General features: G+C 71.5%; 20 protein-coding genes. 14 read left to right on the forward strand and 6 right to left on the reverse strand.

Annotated features, from left to right (window positions below; all coding sequences use genetic code 11):
* Nucleotides 1-6: 6 nt before the first annotated feature.
* From E1267_RS10340 to E1267_RS10360, 5 genes are read left to right on the forward strand one after another with little or no spacing between them, the layout of a single operon-like run.
* Nucleotides 7-1062, forward strand: coding sequence for an ABC transporter ATP-binding protein (locus tag E1267_RS10340; protein ID WP_132332197.1), 1056 nt, complete (start codon nucleotides 7-9; stop codon nucleotides 1060-1062).
* The gene (locus E1267_RS10345) at nucleotides 1059-1919 is read left to right on the forward strand and encodes an ABC transporter permease (RefSeq protein ID WP_132332199.1); all 861 of its coding nucleotides are present in this window, start codon (nucleotides 1059-1061) and stop codon (nucleotides 1917-1919) included. Before E1267_RS10340 ends, E1267_RS10345 begins: the two co-directional genes overlap by 4 nt.
* Before the next feature lie 9 nt (nucleotides 1920-1928).
* A complete protein-coding gene (locus E1267_RS10350) occupies nucleotides 1929-2720 on the forward strand; it encodes an ABC transporter permease (protein WP_220449407.1) in 792 nt (263 codons plus the stop codon).
* A 33-nt stretch (nucleotides 2721-2753) separates the two neighbouring features.
* Nucleotides 2754-3401: an RraA family protein gene (locus E1267_RS10355; RefSeq protein WP_132332200.1), complete on the forward strand. Its 648-nt coding sequence runs from the start codon at nucleotides 2754-2756 to the stop codon at nucleotides 3399-3401.
* Between the two features lie 23 nt (nucleotides 3402-3424).
* The gene (locus E1267_RS10360; RefSeq protein ID WP_181957776.1) at nucleotides 3425-4231 is read left to right on the forward strand and encodes a carbon-nitrogen hydrolase family protein; all 807 of its coding nucleotides are present in this window, start codon (nucleotides 3425-3427) and stop codon (nucleotides 4229-4231) included.
* A 39-nt stretch (nucleotides 4232-4270) separates the two neighbouring features.
* On the opposite strand, the gene E1267_RS10365 is transcribed toward E1267_RS10360, so the two are convergent.
* The 4 genes from E1267_RS10365 to E1267_RS10380 form a co-directional block, all read right to left on the reverse strand.
* A complete protein-coding gene (locus E1267_RS10365; RefSeq protein ID WP_165959545.1) occupies nucleotides 4271-5209 on the reverse strand; it encodes a sulfotransferase in 939 nt (312 codons plus the stop codon).
* A 456-nt stretch (nucleotides 5210-5665) separates the two neighbouring features.
* On the reverse strand, nucleotides 5666-6004 hold the full coding sequence (locus E1267_RS10370) for a histone-like nucleoid-structuring protein Lsr2 (RefSeq protein WP_132332203.1): 339 nt from the start codon (nucleotides 6002-6004) through the stop codon (nucleotides 5666-5668).
* A 186-nt stretch (nucleotides 6005-6190) separates the two neighbouring features.
* On the reverse strand, nucleotides 6191-6487 hold the full coding sequence (locus E1267_RS10375) for a DUF3817 domain-containing protein (protein WP_132332205.1): 297 nt from the start codon (nucleotides 6485-6487) through the stop codon (nucleotides 6191-6193).
* Nucleotides 6488-6518: 31 nt separating this feature from the next.
* On the reverse strand, nucleotides 6519-7520 hold the full coding sequence (locus tag E1267_RS10380; protein ID WP_132332207.1) for a helix-turn-helix transcriptional regulator: 1002 nt from the start codon (nucleotides 7518-7520) through the stop codon (nucleotides 6519-6521).
* A gap of 71 nt (nucleotides 7521-7591) precedes the next feature.
* On the opposite strand from E1267_RS10380, the gene E1267_RS10385 reads away from it, so the two are divergent.
* The 4 genes from E1267_RS10385 (at nucleotide 7592) to E1267_RS10405 (ending at nucleotide 10754) form a co-directional block, all read left to right on the forward strand.
* Nucleotides 7592-8392 (forward strand): DinB family protein, encoded by an 801-nt coding sequence (locus tag E1267_RS10385; protein ID WP_132332208.1) that lies wholly within the window; start codon nucleotides 7592-7594, stop codon nucleotides 8390-8392.
* 2 nt (nucleotides 8393-8394) lie between these two features.
* Nucleotides 8395-9069, forward strand: coding sequence for an alpha/beta fold hydrolase (locus E1267_RS10390; RefSeq protein ID WP_132332209.1), 675 nt, complete (start codon nucleotides 8395-8397; stop codon nucleotides 9067-9069).
* A gap of 342 nt (nucleotides 9070-9411) precedes the next feature.
* On the forward strand, nucleotides 9412-9789 hold the full coding sequence (locus E1267_RS10400) for a TetR/AcrR family transcriptional regulator (protein WP_132332210.1): 378 nt from the start codon (nucleotides 9412-9414) through the stop codon (nucleotides 9787-9789).
* Nucleotides 9786-10754: a pyridoxal-phosphate dependent enzyme gene (locus E1267_RS10405; RefSeq protein ID WP_132332211.1), complete on the forward strand. Its 969-nt coding sequence runs from the start codon at nucleotides 9786-9788 to the stop codon at nucleotides 10752-10754. The genes E1267_RS10400 and E1267_RS10405 overlap by 4 nt, the downstream gene beginning before the upstream one ends.
* 39 nt (nucleotides 10755-10793) lie before the next feature.
* Here the strand turns inward: E1267_RS10405 and E1267_RS10410 are convergent, their stop codons facing one another.
* Nucleotides 10794-13598: an AfsR/SARP family transcriptional regulator gene (locus tag E1267_RS10410; RefSeq protein WP_132332212.1), complete on the reverse strand. Its 2805-nt coding sequence runs from the start codon at nucleotides 13596-13598 to the stop codon at nucleotides 10794-10796.
* A 188-nt stretch (nucleotides 13599-13786) separates the two neighbouring features.
* On the opposite strand from E1267_RS10410, the gene E1267_RS10415 reads away from it, so the two are divergent.
* Nucleotides 13787-14419, forward strand: coding sequence for a pyridoxamine 5'-phosphate oxidase family protein (locus E1267_RS10415; protein WP_165959546.1), 633 nt, complete (start codon nucleotides 13787-13789; stop codon nucleotides 14417-14419).
* A gap of 113 nt (nucleotides 14420-14532) precedes the next feature.
* Here the strand turns inward: E1267_RS10415 and E1267_RS10420 are convergent, their stop codons facing one another.
* A complete protein-coding gene (locus tag E1267_RS10420) occupies nucleotides 14533-15681 on the reverse strand; it encodes a PucR family transcriptional regulator (RefSeq protein ID WP_132332213.1) in 1149 nt (382 codons plus the stop codon).
* Nucleotides 15682-15780: 99 nt separating this feature from the next.
* On the opposite strand from E1267_RS10420, the gene E1267_RS10425 reads away from it, so the two are divergent.
* The 4 genes from E1267_RS10425 to E1267_RS10440 are packed head-to-tail and all read left to right on the forward strand — an operon-like array spanning nucleotide 15781 to nucleotide 20385.
* A complete protein-coding gene (locus E1267_RS10425) occupies nucleotides 15781-17070 on the forward strand; it encodes an MFS transporter (protein WP_132332214.1) in 1290 nt (429 codons plus the stop codon).
* A 19-nt stretch (nucleotides 17071-17089) separates the two neighbouring features.
* The gene (locus E1267_RS10430) at nucleotides 17090-18088 is read left to right on the forward strand and encodes a dimethylarginine dimethylaminohydrolase family protein (protein ID WP_132332215.1); all 999 of its coding nucleotides are present in this window, start codon (nucleotides 17090-17092) and stop codon (nucleotides 18086-18088) included.
* A 9-nt stretch (nucleotides 18089-18097) separates the two neighbouring features.
* Nucleotides 18098-18712 (forward strand): urease subunit gamma, encoded by a 615-nt coding sequence (locus E1267_RS10435; RefSeq protein ID WP_132332216.1) that lies wholly within the window; start codon nucleotides 18098-18100, stop codon nucleotides 18710-18712.
* The gene (locus E1267_RS10440; RefSeq protein ID WP_132332217.1) at nucleotides 18709-20385 is read left to right on the forward strand and encodes an urease subunit alpha; all 1677 of its coding nucleotides are present in this window, start codon (nucleotides 18709-18711) and stop codon (nucleotides 20383-20385) included. The genes E1267_RS10435 and E1267_RS10440 overlap by 4 nt, the downstream gene beginning before the upstream one ends.
* Nucleotides 20386-20450 lie beyond the last annotated feature (65 nt).

The following is a 20450-nucleotide window of genomic DNA, read 5'->3' on the forward strand; positions in this document are numbered from 1 at the left end:
CGACAGATGTCCTTCCTGCAGCTCGACGACATCGTCAAGAAATATCCAGGGGCGGAGCGTCCCAGCGTCGCGGACTTCACGCTGGGCATCGACCAGGGCGAGTTCGTCTCGCTCCTCGGCCCTTCCGGGTGCGGCAAGACGACCACCCTGCGGATGATCGCCGGCCTCGTCGAGGCGACCTCGGGCCGCATTCACCTGGACGGCAAGGAGCTGACCAGGACCCCCGTCCACCAGCGCGGCATGGGCCTGGTCTTCCAGAACTACGCGCTCTTCCCCCACCTGAACGTCGCGCGCAACGTCGCCTTCGGCCTGGAGATGCGCCGCACCTCCAAGGCGGAGGCCAAGCGGCGGGTCGAGGAGGCGCTCGACCTGGTCAGGCTCGGCCACCTGAGCGGCCGCCGCATCAAGCAGCTCTCCGGTGGCCAGCAGCAGCGGGTCGCGCTCGCCCGCGCCCTGGTCATCGAGCCGGCGGTGCTGCTGCTCGACGAGCCGCTGTCCAACCTGGACGCCAAGCTGCGCGACACCATGCGCGAGGAGATCCGCTCGATCCAGCGCAAGCTGGGCATCACCACCGTGTTCGTCACCCACGACCAGGACGAGGCGCTGGCCGTGTCCGACCGCATCGTGGTCATGTCGGAGGGCGTCATCGAGCAGGTCGGGACGCCCGAGCAGATCTACGAGCACCCCGCCAACCGGTTCGTCGCCAACTTCATCGGCCGCGCCAACCTCTTCGACGCCCAGATCACGCACACCGCGGGCGGCGTCGCGGAGCTCGACGTGGCAGGGCTGGGACAGATGCGGGCCGTGGACGACCAGGGCGCGAAAGGGCCCGCGACCGTGCTGGTCCGCCCGCACCGCATGCAGGTGAGCAAGGCGGCGGCCGACGACGCCCACGGCACCGTCGAGACGGTCGTCTACGTGGGCGACTCCATCGAGTACGGCGTGCGGGTCGGGGACAACACCGTGTCCGTCCAGTCCGTGGCCGGCGCGGCGGAACGCCTGGAGCGCGGAACGACCGTGCGGCTGTCCTGGCAGACCGAGGACGCCCTGGTACTGACATGAGTGCGAAGACCCGCTCCGCGCGGCTGACCGTGCTGGGCCTGACGGTTCCCGGGCTGCTCGGCCTGGCCGTCTCGTTCGTGCTGCCGCTGGCCTGGCTCCTGCGGATGAGCTTCAACCGCGGGGACTCCACCGGATACATCGAGGAGACGTTCACCCTCGACTCGTACGCGCAGTTCGTCGGCGACTCCTACTACTGGGACATGGCGTGGGAGACCACGCTGCTGGGCCTCGGCGTGACGGTGCTGACGATCGTGGTGTCGTACCCGATCGCGTTGTTCCTGGTCAGGACCGAGTCCAGGTTCAAGGGCATCCTGGTGGCGCTGGCCGTCGCGCCGCTGCTGACGAGCTCGGTCGTCCGTACGTACGGGTGGCTCGTCCTGCTCGGCAACCAGGGTGTGGTGAACCAGGCGCTCATGGGCGCCGGCCTGGTCGACCAGCCGCTCGCGCTGATCAACAACCGGATCGGTGTGTACATCGCGCTGGTCGAGATCATGATGCCTTACATGATCCTCTGCCTGCTCGCGGGCTTCGGCCGGTTCAATCAGGAGCTGGAGCACGCGGCGCAGAGCCTCGGAGCCAACCGCTGGCGCACCTTCTGGCGGATCGTGTGGCCGCTCAGCATGCCCGGCGTGCTGACCGGGGCGCTGCTGGTGTTCGTGCTGACGATCAGCTCGTTCGTCACGCCGCGGCTGGTCGGCGGCGGAAAGGTCTTCTACCTGGCCACCGAGATCTACGACCAGGCTACGGCGACGCTCAACTGGCCGTTCGCGGCGGCGATCGCGTTCATCCTGCTCGCGCTCTTCGCCGTCGTCATCGTCATCTACCAGCGGGCGCTGCGGCGCATCGAGGCCCAGTAGGGGGACGGCGTGACATCCAAGTTCAGAGGCTGGCCGACCAGGGTGGTCGTGACCCTGCTGTACCTGTTCCTCCTGGCGCCCATCCTCATGGTGCTGGTCATCTCGTTCGACGCGCAGTCGACGATGTCCTTCCCGCCGCGGGGTTTCACCTTCCAGTGGTACGAGCGCCTGGCCCAGAACGCGGAGTTCATCCACGGCTTCCAGGTGAGCGCCGTGGTGGGCGTGGGGGTGGCGCTGCTGGCGCTGCTGATCGGGGTGCCCGTCGCGATAGCGCTGACGCGGCACGAGTTCCGGTTCCGCGAGGTCATGTCCGGATTTTTCCTGTCACCGCTGATGGTGCCGGCCATCGTCCTCGGGCTCGCGCTGCTGCTGGTCCTCGCCCCTCTCAAGATCACCGGCACGTACGGCGGGCTCATCGTCGCCCACCTGGCCATCACGGTGCCCTACGTCGTCAGGACCACCTCGATGAGCCTGATGACCATGAACCGCTCGTGCGAGGAGGCCGCCCGCACCCTGGGGGCGTCCCCCTGGCGCACCTTCACCCGCGTGACCCTGCCGCTCATCGCCCCCGGGGTGCTGGCCGGCGGCGTGATCGCCTTCCTCATCTCCTTCGACGAGGCGGTGATCTCCCTCTTCGTCGTCGGGCCGCAGGCCACCACTCTGCCCGTCGAGATCTTCCACTACGTGGAGAGCCGGACAGATCCGCAGATCGCGGCGCTGTCGGTCGTACTGATCGCCATCAGCGTGTTGTTCATGGTGATCATCGAACGGGCGGCCGGCCTGAAGAAGGTCCTGCGCTAGGACCTGCAGATATCATTTGTCAGGAGTTGTTTCATGTTCGTCCGTCATCCGTCCGCCCCCTCGATCGATCCCCGCATCGCCGAGGCCCTGAGCCAGGTCTGCACCTCGACCCTCGGCCACCTGCGCGACCACGGTTTCCCCCGAGGGCTGACGCCCAACGGGCGGCCGCTGAAGTTCGTCGGCACCGCGGTGACGGTGCGCCTGCCGCATCTCGACTCGACCGCCGTGCACGTCGCGGTCGACGACCTGCGGCCCGGTGACGTCCTCGTCGTCGAGCAGAGCGGTGACGAGCAGCGGTCGTGCTTCGGCGGGCTGGTGTCGTTCACGGCCAAGACCAGGGGAGCGGTGGGCGCCGTCATCGACGGGCGGATCAACGACATCGAGGAGATGGCCGGGTACGGGTTCCCCGCCTACTCGCGGGGTATCGCCGCCCACACCACGCGGATCTCCGGCATCGAGGGGTCCATCAACGTGCCCGTGTCGATCGGCGGCGTCGTGGTGTCCCCGGGTGACGTGGTGTTCGCAGACTCCGACGGGGTGGCGATCCTGGACCCGGCCGAGGCACTGGAGATCGCGGCGGTGCTGAAGAAGAAGGAGGACGCCGAGATTCCCGCCCGCGAGGCGATCGCGGCGGGCGGCCGCATTTCCGACTACTCAGGCGCGGCCAAGTACTTCGCGTGACCGCCGTTCGTTAAGGAGTTCAGATGAGCATCAAGATCGCTGTGGCCCAGTTCGGCGCCACCACCGACAAGGAGTCGAACCTCGCGAAGGTGCAGGGGCTGATCGAGCGCGCCGCAGGCGAGGGGCTCGACCTGGTCGTGCTGCCCGAGAACGCGATGTACAGCAACCCCGACGTCACCGCCGACATCAGCGGCGCCGTGGAGACGCTGGACGGCCCGTTCGTGTCCGCGGTCGGCGAGGCCGCCAAGCGCCACGGCATCGCGGTCGTCGCCGGCATGACGGAGAAACTGCCGGAGAACCCGCGCGCCTCCAACACCGTGGTCGCCTTCGACGCCGACGGCCGGCGCATCGGCGTCTACCGCAAGGTGCACCTCTACGACGCCTTCGGCTACAAGGAGTCCGACCGCATCCAGCCCGCGGAGTTCACGCCGCTGACCTTCGCCATGGGCGGGCTCACGTTCGGCGTGATGACCTGCTACGACCTGCGCTTCCCCGAGATCTCCCGGCTGCTCGTGGACGCCGGCGCGAACGCCGTCATCGTGCCCGCCGCCTGGGTGGCCGGCCCCGCCAAGGAGGACCACTGGGTCACGCTGGCCCGCGCCCGCGCGATCGAGAACACGTCCTACATGGTCATGGCCGGCCAGTCCGGCCCCAACTGCACCGGCCAGAGCATGATCATCGACCCGATGGGCACGATCGTCGCGTCGGCCGGCGAGTCGGAGGGCCTCGCGTCGGGCCCCCTGTCGGCCGAGCGGATCGAGCAGGTGCGGGCCAAGAATCCCAGCCTGGCCAACCGCCGCTTCACGGTCGCCGCCCTCGCGTCCCCGTAAGGCGGGGGCCGGCGCGCCGGCGCCCCGCCGTTGTACGGGTCAGCGCAGCGGGTAGCCGTAGCGCAGCATGCCGGGGGCGGTGAAGGCGGTGACCATGCGGCGGCGGGACGGGCGCATCGCCGAGCGCCACTCCTCGTCCGCCCTCAGCGGCACCACACCCGTACGGATGCGCATCGGGTTGCCCGCCACGCTGTGGTCGGCGGGCAGGTCGATCGTGCCGTCGCCGAGGAACTGGGTGCCGGCCCCCGGTAGGCCGGCGAACTCCAGCACCCGCGACAACTCGCGCTGCGGCCGGGCCACGAAGTCCTCGTAACGCAGGAGTGTCCACGGGGTGCTGGTCAGGCGGAACGCCTCGATGGCGGCGTTGAAGGCCAGCCACTCGGCGGCGGTCTGCGCCGGTGAGTGGGTGGCCATCAGCCGGCCGTTCTTGTCGGCGCGCTGGACCTTGCGCGACCAGGAGTGCACGACGCCGTGCGGGCCGCGTACGAGCTGGACGATGCGCAGGTCGATGCCGGAGACTCGGCGCAGCAGCAGCGCCGAGGTGGGGAACTTGGAGGAGTCGATGATCAACCGGCTCCCGCTGACCTCGGCGATTCCCCGGTAGACGGCGGCCATGGTCTCGGCGTACCGGTGGACGCGTTGGCCGAAGGCTCCCGTGGAGCCCGGCAGGACGTGGCGCGGGACGTGCCTGATGCGCATGACGGAGCGGTGCAGCCGGGCCATCTCGGCGGCGTCGACGTTCCGCCAGCCGCCGAAGGCGGCCTGGCCGACCTCCTGCCAGAAGGCGCACCGGCGGAACCTCTTGCTGCATCCGCAGAGCTGGTTCTTGGTCACGCCCTGGGTCCAGAGGTAGCGCAGTTCGCCGACGCAGGTCGCGCCCTCGGCCGCGCCGAGCGCGCGGGAGACCAGGGTGCTGCCCGACCTGCCATGGCCTCCGACGAACAAGATGCGGATCGGCTGCGGGGGAGTTGGTGCCATGGTCATACCTGAGGGCCCGGTGAAGGGCGGGTGGCGGATGGACAACTGGGGGAATGAGTGGTGTTCGGGGTCATCAACACCCCAACGTAGGGTCCAACGCCTCTGCCCGATACCGCTTCTGAGATTTGGGGCCCGTGGCCCCACGCGGGAGCGGTGACGTCGAGGCGGCGAGGTCCGCGGTCGGAAGGGTCGGCACCGCCGGCCTCAGGGCCCGTCGACAAGCCAGGCGTCGCCCGCGGTGAAGAGCCGCCGGCGCGGTCGCGATTAACCTTTATTCAAAGCGGCGCCAGTAAACCGCTGGCTGCCTTTGTTCTGCACCGGCGGCGGTGGGCCGTGCTCCATGAACTCGGCTCTGGCCGCAATTCCCTGACTTATGGAGATGCGCTCGCCCGCGCGGCTCGATGGTGCCGGCGGCTCCGTTTCCAATAGGGCGGCGCCGGGCCCGGGCGTGTCCGCTCAGTGGGCCGCTTCGTACTGCTGCACGATGGTGGCGGCGATGCGGCCGCGCTCGCTCACCGGGAGCCCCTGAGCCTTGGCCCACCGCCTGATCTCGGTGGACTTCTCACGGCTGATGGACCGGGACGAGCCGCCGGTGCCACGCCGCCCACGGGTCCGCTCCGCGCGGACCGCGCGGGCCCTGGTGATGAAGGGCGCCAGGGCCTTCTCCAACTTCTCCCTGTTCTCGCCGGACAGGTCGATCTCGTAGTTAGTGCCGTCGAGGGCGAACGCGGTGGTCCCCTCGGCTTCACTTCCGTCGATGTCGTCGATAAAAGTTTCAACGATGCGCTTCGCCATGATGCTGCTCCAAGGACGCTATGGTTGCAGCGTACTGTAGCCGCCTTCAGCACTATGTGCATCGTCCGGGGCCAGGTGAGCCGCGTTTCACATGACCTGTCCGAGAGGCGCGGAGATCGGTGAAGTTGAAGAAATATTCAGGACGCCCCTATTCACAAGGGGAACCGGCACTGGTGGCCGGTGCGGTCAGGCGGTCCGGCCGACCGCGGCGCGCGCCGCCATCCGGCGTTCGAACCACAACGAGGTGAACGGCGGCACCGAGCACGCCAGGCCCAGCACCACGGCGCCCCTGCTCCAGCCCGCCTCCCGCGCCGAGAGCACCACGCCGAGCCCGTACAACACGAACATCGCCCCGTGGATCGGCCCGAACACCTTCACGCCGAGCTCGCCGGTGGCGGTCACGTACTTGAAGAACATCCCGGCCAGCAGGCCCGCCCACGAACACGCCTCGGCCACCGCCACAATCCGGAACCAACGCAGCATGCTTCACCTTTCGCCCGACGGAGTTCGTACTCTACAGGTCGTAGAGCTCGGTTGGCTCGGTGGGATGCCGGGCGGGATCGTCCGCCACGGCGGCGGCGAAGCGGGAGGCCAGCGCGGCGGTCGCCGCCCGCAGCTCCGGTCCGCCCTCGACGCGGAAGGCGAGCGGTACGCAGGCCAGCCACTCCTGTGCGTACATCGTGGGGTTGCTGGTGCTCCCGGTGAGCACGCACCCTTCGCCCAGCGGTTCGAGGCGTCCCATGGGAGGCCGGATCCAGGGCGCCACCTCGGCGGGCGGGGCGTCGAACACCACCCGCGTGGGGAACTTCCATCCCGTGCCCAGGTTCTCCTCCAGCGCCGCGACCGGGTCGAGGTCGCCGGGCGGCTCGAACGTGTACGCGGTCCGCCGCAGCCCGCGGATCCGGTCGACCCGGTAGGTACGGATCGCGCCCGCGTGGTGGGAATGGCACAGCAGGTACCAGCGCCCGTGGCGGACGACGACCGCCCAGGGATCGACGTCGGCCTCCCACTCGTTGCCGGACTCGCTCCGGTAGGCGACCACGAGGCGGCGCCGGTCCGCGACGGCGGCGACGAGCGCGCTGGTGGTGGCCGGGTCAGGCCGGGCGGAGCGCGGGTCGGGCGCGGCCGACGCGTGTTCGCGCAGCGCCGCCGCCTGCCTGCCGACGCTCTCGGGAAGAGCGCGGATGACCTTGCTCAGGGCGGCGCCGACGAGGTCGTCGGCGTCGGCGGCGGCCGGCTGGCCGTCGAGCACCGCCATGACGAGGCCGAGGGCCTCGGGCTCGGTGAAGGCCACGGGCGGCAGCCTGGTGCCGCGCCCGAGCCGGTAGCCGCCGTAGGGGCCCCTGGCCGACTCGACGGGGATGCCCGCCTCCCGCAGGATGCCGATGTACCGGCGTGCGGCCCGCTCCGTGACGCCCAGGCGGGCGGCGAGCTCGCCGGCGGTCACGCCGGGGCGGGCCTGGAGGGTCTCCAGGGCGCGCAGGGCCCGTGCGGTGGGGCTGAGGTCGGCCGGCATACGAGCAGACTAAGTGGTCGTGGCGGGAACCGGAAGTAAATCATCCGGAACCGGTCCTATCGTCTGGTCGCATGACGGAGTTCCACGAGCAGAACCTCAGCGGCGCACGCTTCGAACGCGTGAAGCTCCGCGACGCCACCTTCGCCGACGTGTCACTCAACGGCGCCCGCCTGCGGGCTGTCGACTTCAGGCAGGCCGACATCCGCGACGTCATGTTCAACGGCAGCCGGCTGCGCGGCGTCGAGCTGGTCGACGTCGAGATCACCGGCGAGTTGCGCAACGTCGTCGTGAACGGCGTCGACATCGCCCCGCTCGTCGAGGCCGAACTGGACCGCCGCTTGCCCGAGCGGGCGAAGATGCGTCCAGAGGACGTCGACGGGTTCCGGGAGGCGTGGGCGGTTCTGGAGCGGCTGTGGGAGGGCACGGTCGCGCGTGCGCGGACGTTCCCGGAAGCGGCGCTCCACCGCGGCGTCGACGAGGAGTGGTCCTTCATCCAGACGCTGCGGCATCTCAACTTCGCCAGTGCCGCCTGGGTGGGCCGGATGGTCCTCGGTGATCCCTCGCCGTGGCACCCGCTGGACCTGCCGTGGGACGACGCCCCCGGGTGGGACGGCATCCCGTGGGACCGCGAGGCGCGGCCCTGCCTCGACGAGGTGCTCGCGGTCCGGCGCGAACGCCAGGCGATGGTCCGCGGCGTCATGGAGACGCTCACGGACGAGCGGCTCAAGTCGAAGGTGACGCGTACGGAGCCCGGCTGGCCCCAGGAGGAGAACTTCCCGCTCAAGGGCTGTCTGGCCATCGTCCTCAACGAGGAATGGGAGCACCGGCTCTACAGCGAACGTGATCTGACCGCACTGCAGAAAGAGGTCTGACCATGGACATCGTGCTCATCGGCGGCCTGTGGCTCGACGGATCGGCGTGGGACGAGGTCATGCCCGAGCTCAGGGCGCTCGGCCACCGTCCCGTGCCGGTCACCCTCCCGGGCCAGGGCGACGGATCCGTGTCGGCCACGCTCGACGACCAGGTGGCGACCGTGCTCGCGGCCGTGGACGCGGCGCCGGGCAGGCCCCTGGTGGTGGGGCACTCCGCCGCCTCCACCCTGGCGTGGCTGGCCGCCGACGCGCGGCCGGAGCGGGTCGCCAAGGTGGCGCTCGTCGGCGGTTTCCCTGCCGCCGACGGCGACCGCTACGCCGACTTCTTCGAGGTGAAGGGCGGCGTCATGCCCTTCCCCGGCTGGGGTCCGTTCGAGGGGCCTGACTCCGCCGACCTCGACGAGGAGGCCAGGCTGCGCTTCGAGGCCGCCGCGATCCCCGTCCCCGAGGGGGTGGCCAAGGGGCTGGTACGCCTGACGGACGAACGACGCTACGACGTGCCTGTCGTCCTCGTGTGCCCCGAATACACCCCCGCCCAGGCGCGGGAGTGGCTGGACGCCGGCGACCTCCCCGAGCTGGCCAGGGCCAGGCACGTCGACCTGGTCGACATCGACTCGGGCCACTGGCCCATGATCACCAGGCCGGCCGAACTCGCCCGGCTGCTCGCCGCGGTCTGATCAACCTCGTTTCCACATGGTTCGAAAACTGCGTAACCTCCGTGTTTAACTAAGTTCAAATCATGGAGGTGCACGCGCACGGCACAGGGGCGTGACCGAGCGCGACCCCGTGCCGATCCCGCACGACGAGGCGAGGGCGCGGGCGCTCGCGGTCGGGACCAAGCCGGAGATCCGCCGGGCGTCGCAGGCCGACATGCCCCCGGACCATCCGCCGGCCGCCCTCGGCCTGCTGCCGAACGAGGAGTACATCATCACCGAGGGTGGGCTGAAGGGGCAGCGTGGCTTCTTCACCCGCGACGGGAGCGGCGCGGTCACGGGCAGGAGCTCCGATAGCCTCACGTCATGCCGCGTGACACCCTCACCAAGGAGCAGATCGTCCGGGCGGCCATCGAGGTGCTGGACGCCGAGGGCGTGCACGGGCTGAACATGCGGCGGCTCGGAGCCCAGCTGGGCTGTGCCGCCACGGCGGTGTACCACCACGTGCGGAGCAAGGACAAGCTGGTGGTGCTCGCCGCCGACCACGTCTTCGGCGAGATCGCCCTGCGCGCCCGCGCCGGAGCCGCCATGGACGCCGCCACGACGCAACCGGCCGACGCCGCGTTCCACTTCGGCCTGCACGCGCTCCTCGACGGCCTGCAGGCCCGGCTCGCACCCGGTTCGACCAGTGACCACGCGCTCGCGTCCGGACATCCGGGCGCCACGAAGGGAGACACCGCATGACGTCCGTTCCCCCGGTCACCCTGGACGACGTCCGCGACGCCGCGGCGCGGCTCGACGGGGTCGTGCACCGTACTCCCGTGCTGCGCTCCCGCACGCTGGACGAGCTGGTGGGCGCCGAGGTGCTGCTGAAGTGCGAGAACTTCCAGCGGGTCGGGGCGTTCAAGTTCCGCGGCGCCTACAACGCCGTCTCGCGGCTGCCGCGCGGGCAACTGGCCAAGGGCGTCGCGGCCTACTCGTCGGGCAACCACGCACAGGCCGTCGCCCTGGCGGCCCGGGTGCTCGGCACCAACGCCGTGATCCTCATGCCCGAGGACGCTCCGCGCTCGAAGCTGGAGGCGACCGCCGGCTACGGCGCCGAAGTCGTCACGTACGACCGTTACACCGGTGACCGCGCGGCGCTCACCGAGGAGCTGGCCGCCGAGCGGGGGCTCGCGCTCATCCCGCCCTACGACCATCCGCATGTGATCGCCGGGCAGGGCACGGCGGCGCTCGAACTGCTGCAGGAAGCGGGGAGGCTCGACCTGCTGCTGGCACCGGTCGGCGGTGGCGGGCTGATCGCGGGTTGCGCGACCGCCGTCAAGGGCCTGGACCCCGCCATGCGCGTGGTCGGTGTCGAGCCGGAGGCGGGCGACGACACCAGGCGTTCGCTGGAGGCGGGGCGGCGCGTCGTCATCGACGTGCCGCGTACCATCGCCGACGGCCAGGCCGTGGCCACGCCGGGCGAGCTGACGTTCGCGATCAATCAACGGCTGGTCGAGGCCGTGGCGCTGGTCACCGACGACGAGATCCGCGAGGCGATGCGGTTCGCGTTCGAACGCCTGAAGATCGTCGTAGAGCCGAGCGGCGCCGCCGGTCTGGCGGCGCTGCTGGCGGGGCGCGTGGAGCGCTTGCCCGGTCGTGTCGGCGTCGTCGTCTCGGGCGGCAACGTCAGCGCCCGGCGCTTCGCCGAGCTGTGCGTGGGCTGACCCGGACGTACGGACGCGACGCCGGCGCGCGGCGGCGGCTCAGAGCTGGTTCCTGATGGGCAGCGGCACGTCGGGTACGGGTTGCGCGAGCAACTGGAGCACCTCCTCCGCCGCGAGGAGGTTGGCGTCCCGCAGGAGGTTCAGCGAACGCCGCCACGACTCCCGCGCGTCGTCGTGCCGGCCGAGGTCGTACAGCGTCTGGCCGAGCCACCAGGAGGACACCGCCTCCCCGAGGTACTGGCCGGTCTCGTGCTGGATGCGAATGGCCTCCCGGTAGTGACCGGCGGCCTCGGTGAGCCGGCCCGCCGCCCGGCAGGCGTCGGCGAAGGTGTCGTGACCTATCCCTTCTCCCGACGGGATCCCCAGCTCGCTCCAGAGGTCGAGGATCCGGCGGCCCTCCTCGATCGCCTCCTCGAACCTCCCCTGCCGGTAGAAGACGTGGACGCGGTTGTTGCGCACGGCCGCCTCGTGGGCCCGGCGACCGCTCGCCCGGGTCATGGCGAGGCCGTTGTCCAGGGCGTCCAGCGCGTCGTCGTACTGCTGGAGCATGGTGTACGTGATGCCGAGGTCGTTGTACGAGCCGGCCTTGCGACCGAACTGTCCCGTGCGATCCCAGCAGGCGAGGGATTCCTTGAGGTGATGGACGGAGGCCGCGAAGTGGCCCTGCTCCTGGAAGACGGCCCCGATCGCCGTGTGCCCCATGGCCAGGCCCACCTCGTCGCCGCTCCGCTCGGCGATGTCCAGCGTCTTCTCCAGCAGTCCGGGGAGTTCCGTGAGCCACCCCTTGCGCCAGAAGAGCCAGTAGATGGCTTGCGCGAGACCGATCGCAGTGCCGGCGGCACTGGTGTCGGCGGCCCGGTGGGCGGCGGCGAGGAGGTTGTCCCGCTCACTTTCGGCCCACGCGTTCGCCGCCTCGACGGTGGGCAGGTCGGCGCCGGGCCTGTCGGCCGGGTACGAGTTCGTCGGCGCGTCCGTGCCGGGATCGATCAGCAGGTTCGCGGCCTGGGCGGTGGCCAGGTAGTGCTGGAGCGTGCGGTGGACCGCGGCGGCGCGTTCGGAAACGGGGATGTCCACGGCGGCCTGCTCGCGGGCGTAGAGGCGGACCAGGTCGTGCACCCGGCAGCCGCCGTGCTGTGCGGGTTCGAGGATGCGGGCGTCGAGCAGCCGGTCCAGCGCGGCTTCGGCTCTGAGCACCGGCCAGCCGACCAGGGCGGCGGTGGCGCCCGGGGTCAACGTGGGAAGGTCGAGGAGCCCCAGGAAGGTGAACAGGTGGGCGGCGTCGTGGCCGGTGGGCTCTTCGCGCAGGTGGTGATGGCTGACGGCGATGGAGGCGCGGACGGCCAGGTCGGCGTGTTCGAGGGCGTCCAGGCGGCGGGCGGCGTCGGTGAGGCGGTCCGCGAGGTAGGACAACGTCCAGTCGGGGCGTGCGGCCAGGCGTGCCGCCGCGATGCGGACGGCCAGGGGGAGGCCGTCGCACAACCGTACGATCTGCTCTGCTGCCTGCGGCTCGGCCTGGACGCGGCCGGGGTCGGCGATGCGGGCGAGCAGGGCGACGGCGTCGGCGTGGTCGAGACCCGTCAGGTGGAGATGGTGCGCGTTGTCCAGCGAGACCATGGCCTGCCGGCTGGTGACGATGACCGCGCAGGCGTCACCGGAGGGGATGAGCGGGCGCACCTGGTGGGCGTGGCGGGCGTTGTCGAGGATGATCAGCAGGTTGCGGTTGGACGTGAGGCTGCGGTAGCGGGCCGCGGCCTCCTCCAGCTCGGGCGGCACGGCCGAGCCGTCGAGCCCCAGCGCGCGCAGTAAGTGGCCGAGCGCCTCGATGGGCTGCAGCGGCGGGCGCCCGGCAGCGGCGCCGTTGAGGTCGACGTACAGCACACCGTCGGTGAAGCGGTGGGCCATGGCGTGGGCGGCGTGGACGGCCAGGGCCGACTTGCCGATGCCTCCCGCTCCGTCGATCGCGGCGATGGCCGGCACACCGGGCGCGGCGTCGGCGATCGCCTTGTCGAGCCAGGCGACCTCGGTGGCACGGGCCGTGAAGACCTGCGTGTCGGACGGCAGCTCGGCCAGCACGCCAGGCGGGCCGGACCCCTGGGAGGCCAGGTCGAGCGCCGGGTCCCCGGTGAGTACCGCGCGCTGGAGCCGGCGCAGCTTGGCTCCCGGCTCGACGCCCAGCTCGTCGACCGTGACGCGCCGGCCCTCCTGGTAGGCCGCGAGCGCGTCGGACGGTCGGGAATCCCGGTAGAGCGCCAGCATCAGCTGGGCGCGCGGGCGCTCCCGCAGCGGATGCCGCCTGACGTGCGCGGCGAGCTCGGCCGCCACCGCATGGTGGTCGCCGGCGGCCAGGCGCAGGTCGACGTGGTCCTCCTCAGCCGTCAGGCGCTCCTCCCGGAGACGGGCGGCCTCGATCTGCGCCCAGGTGGCCGTCATGTCGGCCAGCGCGTCGCCCCGCCACAGCGCGAGTGCCTGCCGGAACAGCTTGCTCGCCGTCGCGCCGTCATGCCGCGCCCCGGCGTCCCGCGCCTGTCGGACCAGACGCGTGAACCGGTGGGCGTCGACGTGCTCCGGCGCGAGGTTCAGCCGGTAGCCGCCGGGGACGGTCTCGATGATGTCGTCGGACAGCAGCTCACGCAGCTTCGACACCACGATGTGCAGCTGTTTGCCGGCGGTGGACGCCGTGCTCTCGGCCCAGACGTCGGCGAGGAGTCGTTCGGAGGAGACCGGTTGCCCGGCGTTCAAGGCCAGCCGGGCGAGGAGGCCGACCCGGCGTTCGCCGGCCAGCTTCAGCGACCCGCCATCCAAGGTGACCTCGAACGGCCCAAGAACCTTGATCTCCAGCGTCATAGTGCTCCCGTCTCTCGCTCGGTGAGGCCATTATCGGCAGTCCATGCCAGCGGTACGCCTGATGCCGGCTTGCAACCCGCTGTCAGGAACCGCATCCCGGCCGGCCGACCCGTGCCCCACGCCTCCGGGCGGTACCCGTGGCATGGGCCGATCTCGACACCCCGGTCGGTGAGGCTTACCTTGTTCTGATGGTGAATCCTTCTGATATCCGTACGGTGACGACCGAGGCCGAACTCCGGGAGATCGTGAAGGAACCATCCCGATCCATCTGGGAAAAGGACATCGCGCGCATCGACGAGCACGCGCGCACGATCATCGCCCACTCGCCGTTCGTGCTGCTGTCGACCGCCAACGCCGACGGGATCTGCGACGTCTCACCCCGGGGAGACCCCGCCGGGTCGGTGCTGGTGCTCGACGACCACCGGCTGGTGCTCGCCGACCGGCCAGGCAACCACCGGGTCGACAGCTTCCGCAACGTGCTGGAGAACCCCCACGTCGGGCTGCTGTTCATCGTTCCGGGCATGAACGAGACCCTGCGCGTGAACGGCCGCGCGACACTCGTGTCGGACGCCCCCTTCCTCGACGACCTCGTGGTACGGGGCAAGCGGCCGCGGCTGGCGCTCCTCGTCGACGTCGAGGAGCTCTACATGCACTGCGCGAAGGCGTTCCTGCGCTCGTCGTTGTGGGACACCACGACGTGGCCCGACCGCGGGAGCCTGCCCACGCTGGGGCGGATCGCCAAGGACCACATGGGCCTGAAGGTTGCCGCGGAGGAGATCGACGCCGGGCTCGCCCTGGACGCCAAGACGAACCAGTACTGACCCGCCGCGCCCACCCGCCACCGGAGGCCGGCCAGGACGCCCAGCCGGGTAACCGGTACGGCACTTCGCGCCCGCTCTTGGACCGCAGCCCGAAGTGCGCCACGAAGAACAGGTCACTCGTACGTGCGGGCCCGAAGCGCCAGGGTGACGACGGTGGCGTCGGCCGAGGACATGACGTCGCGGCCGGTGGCGGCGGCGAACTGGTGCAGCCGGTTGAGCACCGTGTTGCGGTGGCAGTAGAGCTGCCGGGCCGTCGCCGCGACCGACCCGGTGCGCAGATAGCGCTCCACGGTCTCCAGCACCCTGGTGACGTCGCGGTCCGGCAGCTTGCCCAGCCCGCCGAGCGCGTCGCGGACGAGATCGGTCCTGAACTCGCCGAGCATCCCCGCCGCGATCGCCGGCCACAGGTCGCGGGTGGCGGTCGGCCCGGACGTGTCCGGCGGCAGCGCGTACAGGGTCAGCTCGGCCAGCCGCACGGCCCTGGGCACCTCCGCGAGCCCTTCGACGGCCGGGCTCACGGCGCACCGGAGACCGCGGAACCAGCCCTCCGCCGCGCCGGGACCCGCCCGTTCGGGCACCTGCAGCACGACGATCGGCCCGGCGGGCCGATCCTGTTCGTGCGCGCGGACGTCGAGGACGCCGAGCCGCTCGCGTACGGGCCGGAGCGCCGCGAGGCGGCCCGGCGGGAACGCCACGACCACGAACGACGCGCCCTCGTCGAGCCCGAGCACGGTGGACACCTGCCGCCGGATGTCGGGATGGCGCCCGTCGCACTCCAGCAGCCGGGCGAACCACCGCGCCCGCTCGTCCTGCCGGGCCTGGGCCATCTCCAGCACCCGCTGCTGGTAGGCGGCCATGATGCCCATGGAATGGTGCTCCACCGCCTCCCACACGCGCGGCGCCTGCGCCACCAGGCTGGACAGGTCGCCGGGGCCGGCCCGCCGGCACAACGCGTCCCAGACGACCCGGGCGTCGAGGCGTACGGCCTGCAACAGCCTCTCCAGCGGCACTCCCGCCTCCGCCCGCGCCGCGCCGATCTCGGCGGACGCGCCCGCGACGTGCTCCGGCACCGGCAGCCGCCCGACCAGCCGCAGGATCAGCTCAAGGCTGCGGCGGGCGTCGGCCAGCAGCGTCTCCTCGGCAACGACCGTCCCGGCGTAGGGGGCGCCGGTGTCGACCATCTCGGCGACGAAGCGGTCGGCGAGCGGGGCGACGTCGCGCACGAGCTCGCGCGAGAGCCGGTCGACCACGTCGGACGTCATCCGTGACCCCTCCCGCTGTGCAAGTGCACAGTCTAACGACGCCACCCGGGTGCCGATTGGCGATTGAACCGCAGATCAGAGGCACGACAGGGTGTCATCATGCAACCCACGGCTCACCCCCGGCGGCCGGAAACCAACCCCAGAACAGTCGCGCTGGGCGCTTTCGCGGGCACCGCGCTGGAATGGTACGACTACTACGTCTACGGCGCCGCGGCGGCGCTGGTCTTCAACAGCCAGTTCTTTCCCCAGCTGAGTCCGCTCGCGGGCACGATGGCCTCCTTCGCCACGTTCGGCGTCGGTTTCGTGGCCAGGCCCCTGGGAGCGGCCATTTTCGGCCACCTCGGCGACCGGTACGGCCGGCGTCGCATCCTCATGGTGACCGTCGTCCTCATCGGCGTCGTCACCGGGTGCATCGGCCTGCTGCCGACGTACGCGCAGATCGGGGTGGCGGCGCCGATCCTGCTCGCCACGCTCCGCCTGCTGCAGGGCCTGTCCGTCGGCGGCGAGTGGAGCGGCGCCGCGACGCTGGCGGTCGAGCACGCGCCGAAGGAGAAGCGCGGCATCTACGGAGTCATGCCGCAGATGGGCTCCCCGGTCGGCTCGCTGACGGCCACGGCCGTGTTCGCGCTGGTCAGCGTCCTGCCGGACGCGCAGTTCGACTCGTGGGGCTGGCGTGTCCCGTTCCTGCTGGGCTTCCCGCTGCTGCTGGTCGCGCTCTGGGTGCGCAGCAGGGTGGACGAGTCGCCGGTGTTCCGGGAGATGCTGGCCGAGCAGCGCGCCGCCAAGCGGCCGCTCGTCGAGCTGATCCGCGGCGGCGGCGGGCGCCTGGCGGTGGGCGTCGCGGTGTCGTTCGTCGGGATCGGCGGCTATTACCTGTGCGGTACGTTCCTCGTCAACTACGGCTCGGACACCGTGGGCGTCGACCGTACCGTGCTGCTCAACGCGGCTACCCTCGGGTCGTTCATCAACCTGTGCCTCTACCCGCTGTTCGGCCGGATCGCCGACCGCGTCGGGCCGGGGCCGGTGGCCGTGTGGGGCGCGGCCGCCTCGGCGCTGGCGGCGTTCCCGATCTTCTGGCTGGTCGGCCTCGGCAGCGCGGCGGGCGTCGCGGCCGGGCTGGTGCTCGGCGTGGTGCTGGTGTCGGTCAGCTACGCGGCGTGCGGGCAACTGCTCAGCGAGATGTTCGCCCGCGAGGTGCGCTATTCGGGGGTGGGCCTGTCGTACAACCTGTCCGGGGCCATCAGTGGGTTCGTTCCGCTGGCCGCGACCGCGCTGCTGGCCGCGACCGGGGAGAACCTGTGGACGGTCGCGGCGATGTTGTGCGTGTTCTCGCTGATCACCCTGTTCGCCGCCGTGGCGGCCAGGCGGCTCCGGGTGGCGGAGTTGTGACGTACGGAAAGGAACGAGCATGAGCACCATCGCCGACGACGGAGCGCAGCCCGAGCACTACTACCACAAGCTGGTCGGCCCCGAGCCGGCGCCGGCCTTCCAGGACCCGTCCGAGCTGGAACGTTACTGGGGCCGCCGCTGGGGCGCCGCCGACGAGGTGAGCCGTCTGCGCTCCGTGCTGGTGCGCCGTCCGAGCAGCGGCCTGGCGGCCATCACCGCCGACGCGTGGGACCCGCGCGCGGGAGCGCTGGTCGACCCCGGGCGGCGGTGGTACTGGCGCGGCGACAAGGCCCCGGACATGGACCTGGTGATGGAGCAGCACGCGGCGCTGCTGGCCGCGCTGCGGGGAGAGGACGTCGAGGTCGTCGAGGCGCCCGAGATGCCGGGCCACACCAAATCGGTCTTCACCCGCGACCCGATGCTGACCGTGCCGGGCGGCGCCGTGATCACCCGTCTGGCCCCGAGGATGCGGCGCGGCGAGGAGGCGTCGGTGACCAGGACGATCGCCGCGCTCGGCATGCCGATCCTCGGCACGGTCATCGGTGAGGGGCTCGCCGAGGGCGGCACGTTCGTCAAGCTCCGGCGCGACCTGGCGGTGTTCGGCCTGTCGATCCGGTGCAACCCCGAAGGCGCGCGGCAGCTCGCCCGGATGCTCGAACCGCTCGGCGTCGAGCTGGTGACCGTGCCGCTGCCCGGCTATACGATCCACGTGGACGGGCAGTTCCACATGGTCGACGAGGATCTGGCGCTGGCCAACACCCACCGCCTGCCGCACACGTTCCTGGCCCGGCTGGACGACCTCGGGATCAAGGTCGTCTCGCCGCACCCGGACGAGCAGTACGCGTGCAACTCGCTCACCGTCCGCCCGCGGCGGCTGTTGTTCCCCGCGCACTGTGTGCGCACCGCCGACCGGCTGGCCGCCGAGGGCGTGGAGATCGTACCGGTGCCGTACGACGAGGTCCTGAAGAACGGCGGCGGCATTCACTGCTCGACCATGGAACTCGTCCGCGACTGGTAGAGGTGGCCGATGCATCTGACCCCGGCGGAGCACGACCGCCTGACCGTCTTCACCGTGGCGGAGCTGGCCCGCCGCCGCCGCGCCAGGGGCGCTCCGCTGTCCGCGCCTGAGGTCGTGGCGCTGGTCGCCGACACGGTGTACGAGGCCGCCTGGGACGGGCTGCCGGTGGAGGCGGTGATCGCGGCGGGCCGCGGCGCGGTGCGCGCCGAGCAGGCCGCGCCGGGCGTCCCGGCGCTGGTCCGCCGGGTCGAGGTGGACGCGCTGTTCCCGGCCGGTACGGCGCTCGTGGCCGTCGACGACCCCTTGGGCGCGGAGCCGGACCCCGCGGAGCCGGGGGCCGTCCTCCCGGCGGCGGAGCGGGTGGCGCCGGCGCCGGGGCGTGCCCGGGTGGAGATCGAGGTGACCAACACCGCGGACGTCGACGTGCACGTGTCGTCGCACTACCCGTTCTGGCAGGCCAACGCGGCGCTGTCGTTCGACAGGGACGCGGCCCGCGGCCACCGGCTGGACGTGCCGGCGGGCAGCAGCCTGTGTTTCCCGCCCGGGGTGACGATCACCGTGCGGCTGGTCATGCTGGGGGGCGCGGCCACCGCGCCCCGGCTCACGCTGGGAGGCGAAGGATGAGCTTCGACAGGGCGACGTACGCGGCCGTGTACGGACCGACCACCGGCGACCGGGTGCGCCTGGCCGACACCGGCCTCGTGGTGGAGGTGGAGCGTGACGACACCGAGGCAGGCGACGAACTGCTCGGAGGTTGCGGCAAGACCGTGCGCGAAGGGCTGCTGCTCACCAGCGCCCCCCGGGACTCGGAGCTGGATCTCGTCGTCACCAACGCGCTCGTCCTCGACCCGCTGCTGGGCGTGGTCAAGACCAACATCGGCGTCAAGGACGGCAGGATCGCCGGGCTGGGCCGCGCCGGGTCGCCGGACGCGGTGAACGACGTGGAGCTCGTGGTCGGCCCGCACACGGCGATGATCCCCGCCGAGGGAATGATCGTCACTCCCGGCATCATCGACTCGCACGTGCACCTGTCCAGCCCGGCGCTGCTCGACGTGGCGCTCTCGGCCGGAGTGACCACCGTGGTCGGCATGGGTCTCGGCGGCGTGTGGGACATCGGCGTCAACCCCCGGCGCAACCTGCACCTGATGATCGAGGCCTGGCGGGAGGTGCCGGTGAACGTGGCGTTCCTGGCCCGGGGCTCATCGGTGCGGCCGGCGCCGCTGGAGGCGGCCGTCGTCGCCGGGGCGGGCGGGTTCAAGGTGCACGAGGACTTCGGCGCGCAGCCCGCCGTCGTCGACACATGCCTCGCGGTGGCCGACGCCGCCGACCTGCCCGTGGCGCTGCACACCGACTCGCTCAACGAGTCGGGCCTGCTTTCGGACACGATCGGGGCGACGCGGGGGCGTACGGTGCACGCCTACCATGTCGAGGGCGGCGGCGGGCATCCCGACCTGCTGGAGATTCTCGCCCACCCGCACGTGCTGGCCTCCTCGACCACGCCCACGCTGCCGTACACCGTCAACACCGTGGCGGAGCTGTACCCGATGACGATGACCGTCCACCGGCAGAACGCGCTGCTGCCCGGCGACGCCGACGTGACGAGGAGCCGCGTGCGGGCGAGCGCGATCGCGGCGGAGAACGCCCTGCACGACGTGGGCGCGGTCAGCATCGTCAACTCCGACTCGATGGGCATGGGACGCGTCGGCGAGACGGCCCGCCGCACGTGGCAGCTCGCCGCGCACGCCAAGGCGGTGTCGGAGCGTCACGGCCGCCACGACAACGAGCGGGTCCTGCGTTACCTCGCCAAGATCACCATCAATCCGGCGATCGCGCACGGGATGGCCGGCCAGATCGGCGGCATCGCTCCCGGCAAGGTCGCCGACCTCGTGTTGTGGCATCCCGCGTGGTTCGGCGCGAAGCCCGAGCTGGTCGTGAAGTCGGGGTTCGTGGCCTGGGGGGTGAGCGCGTCCGGCGCGGCGTCCACCCGGGCGGGTCAGCCGCGGGCCTACCGGAAGTTCTTCGGCGCCATGGGCGACGCGCCCCGGCGTCTCGCGCACGTCTTCGTCGCGCGCGAGGCCCTGGAGGACGCGGCCGCGCGGCGGGCGCTGCCGTCCGGGGCGAGCTACCTGCCGATTCGCGGCTCGCGAGGGCTGGCCCGCGAGGACATGGTCCGCAACACGCGGGTCCCGCACGTACGGGTGCCGCGCGACGGCGGCCCCGTCCTGGTGGACGGGATGCCCGTGGGGCTGCCGCCGGCGAGCCGGCTCCCGCTCACCCAGGTGCACCATCTCGCGTGAGCCTCGGTCCGGCGGTGTCGGCCGGCAGGGTCACGGCATCGTCACGCCGGACGACCCGAAGCAGT

The organism is Nonomuraea longispora (genome assembly GCF_004348345.1).
GTDB classification, from domain to species: Bacteria; Actinomycetota; Actinomycetes; order Streptosporangiales; family Streptosporangiaceae; genus Nonomuraea; species Nonomuraea longispora.

Excerpts from the sequence above, each read along its gene's own strand:
- E1267_RS10340 (WP_132332197.1), top strand. The coding sequence starts at position 7 with ATGTCCTTCCTGCAGCTCGACGACATCGTCAAGAAATATCCAGGGGCG.
- E1267_RS10345 (WP_132332199.1), top strand. The coding sequence starts at position 1,059 with ATGAGTGCGAAGACCCGCTCCGCGCGGCTGACCGTGCTGGGCCTGACG.
- E1267_RS10355 (WP_132332200.1), top strand. The coding sequence starts at position 2,754 with ATGTTCGTCCGTCATCCGTCCGCCCCCTCGATCGATCCCCGCATCGCC.
- E1267_RS10360 (WP_181957776.1), top strand. The coding sequence starts at position 3,425 with ATGAGCATCAAGATCGCTGTGGCCCAGTTCGGCGCCACCACCGACAAG.
- E1267_RS10365 (WP_165959545.1), bottom strand. The coding sequence starts at position 5,209 with ATGGCACCAACTCCCCCGCAGCCGATCCGCATCTTGTTCGTCGGAGGC.
- E1267_RS10370 (WP_132332203.1), bottom strand. The coding sequence starts at position 6,004 with ATGGCGAAGCGCATCGTTGAAACTTTTATCGACGACATCGACGGAAGT.
- E1267_RS10375 (WP_132332205.1), bottom strand. The coding sequence starts at position 6,487 with ATGCTGCGTTGGTTCCGGATTGTGGCGGTGGCCGAGGCGTGTTCGTGG.
- E1267_RS10380 (WP_132332207.1), bottom strand. The coding sequence starts at position 7,520 with ATGCCGGCCGACCTCAGCCCCACCGCACGGGCCCTGCGCGCCCTGGAG.
- E1267_RS10385 (WP_132332208.1), top strand. The coding sequence starts at position 7,592 with ATGACGGAGTTCCACGAGCAGAACCTCAGCGGCGCACGCTTCGAACGC.
- E1267_RS10390 (WP_132332209.1), top strand. The coding sequence starts at position 8,395 with ATGGACATCGTGCTCATCGGCGGCCTGTGGCTCGACGGATCGGCGTGG.
- E1267_RS10400 (WP_132332210.1), top strand. The coding sequence starts at position 9,412 with ATGCCGCGTGACACCCTCACCAAGGAGCAGATCGTCCGGGCGGCCATC.
- E1267_RS10405 (WP_132332211.1), top strand. The coding sequence starts at position 9,786 with ATGACGTCCGTTCCCCCGGTCACCCTGGACGACGTCCGCGACGCCGCG.
- E1267_RS10410 (WP_132332212.1), bottom strand. The coding sequence starts at position 13,598 with ATGACGCTGGAGATCAAGGTTCTTGGGCCGTTCGAGGTCACCTTGGAT.
- E1267_RS10415 (WP_165959546.1), top strand. The coding sequence starts at position 13,787 with ATGGTGAATCCTTCTGATATCCGTACGGTGACGACCGAGGCCGAACTC.
- E1267_RS10420 (WP_132332213.1), bottom strand. The coding sequence starts at position 15,681 with ATGACGTCCGACGTGGTCGACCGGCTCTCGCGCGAGCTCGTGCGCGAC.
- E1267_RS10425 (WP_132332214.1), top strand. The coding sequence starts at position 15,781 with ATGCAACCCACGGCTCACCCCCGGCGGCCGGAAACCAACCCCAGAACA.
- E1267_RS10430 (WP_132332215.1), top strand. The coding sequence starts at position 17,090 with ATGAGCACCATCGCCGACGACGGAGCGCAGCCCGAGCACTACTACCAC.
- E1267_RS10435 (WP_132332216.1), top strand. The coding sequence starts at position 18,098 with ATGCATCTGACCCCGGCGGAGCACGACCGCCTGACCGTCTTCACCGTG.
- E1267_RS10440 (WP_132332217.1), top strand. The coding sequence starts at position 18,709 with ATGAGCTTCGACAGGGCGACGTACGCGGCCGTGTACGGACCGACCACC.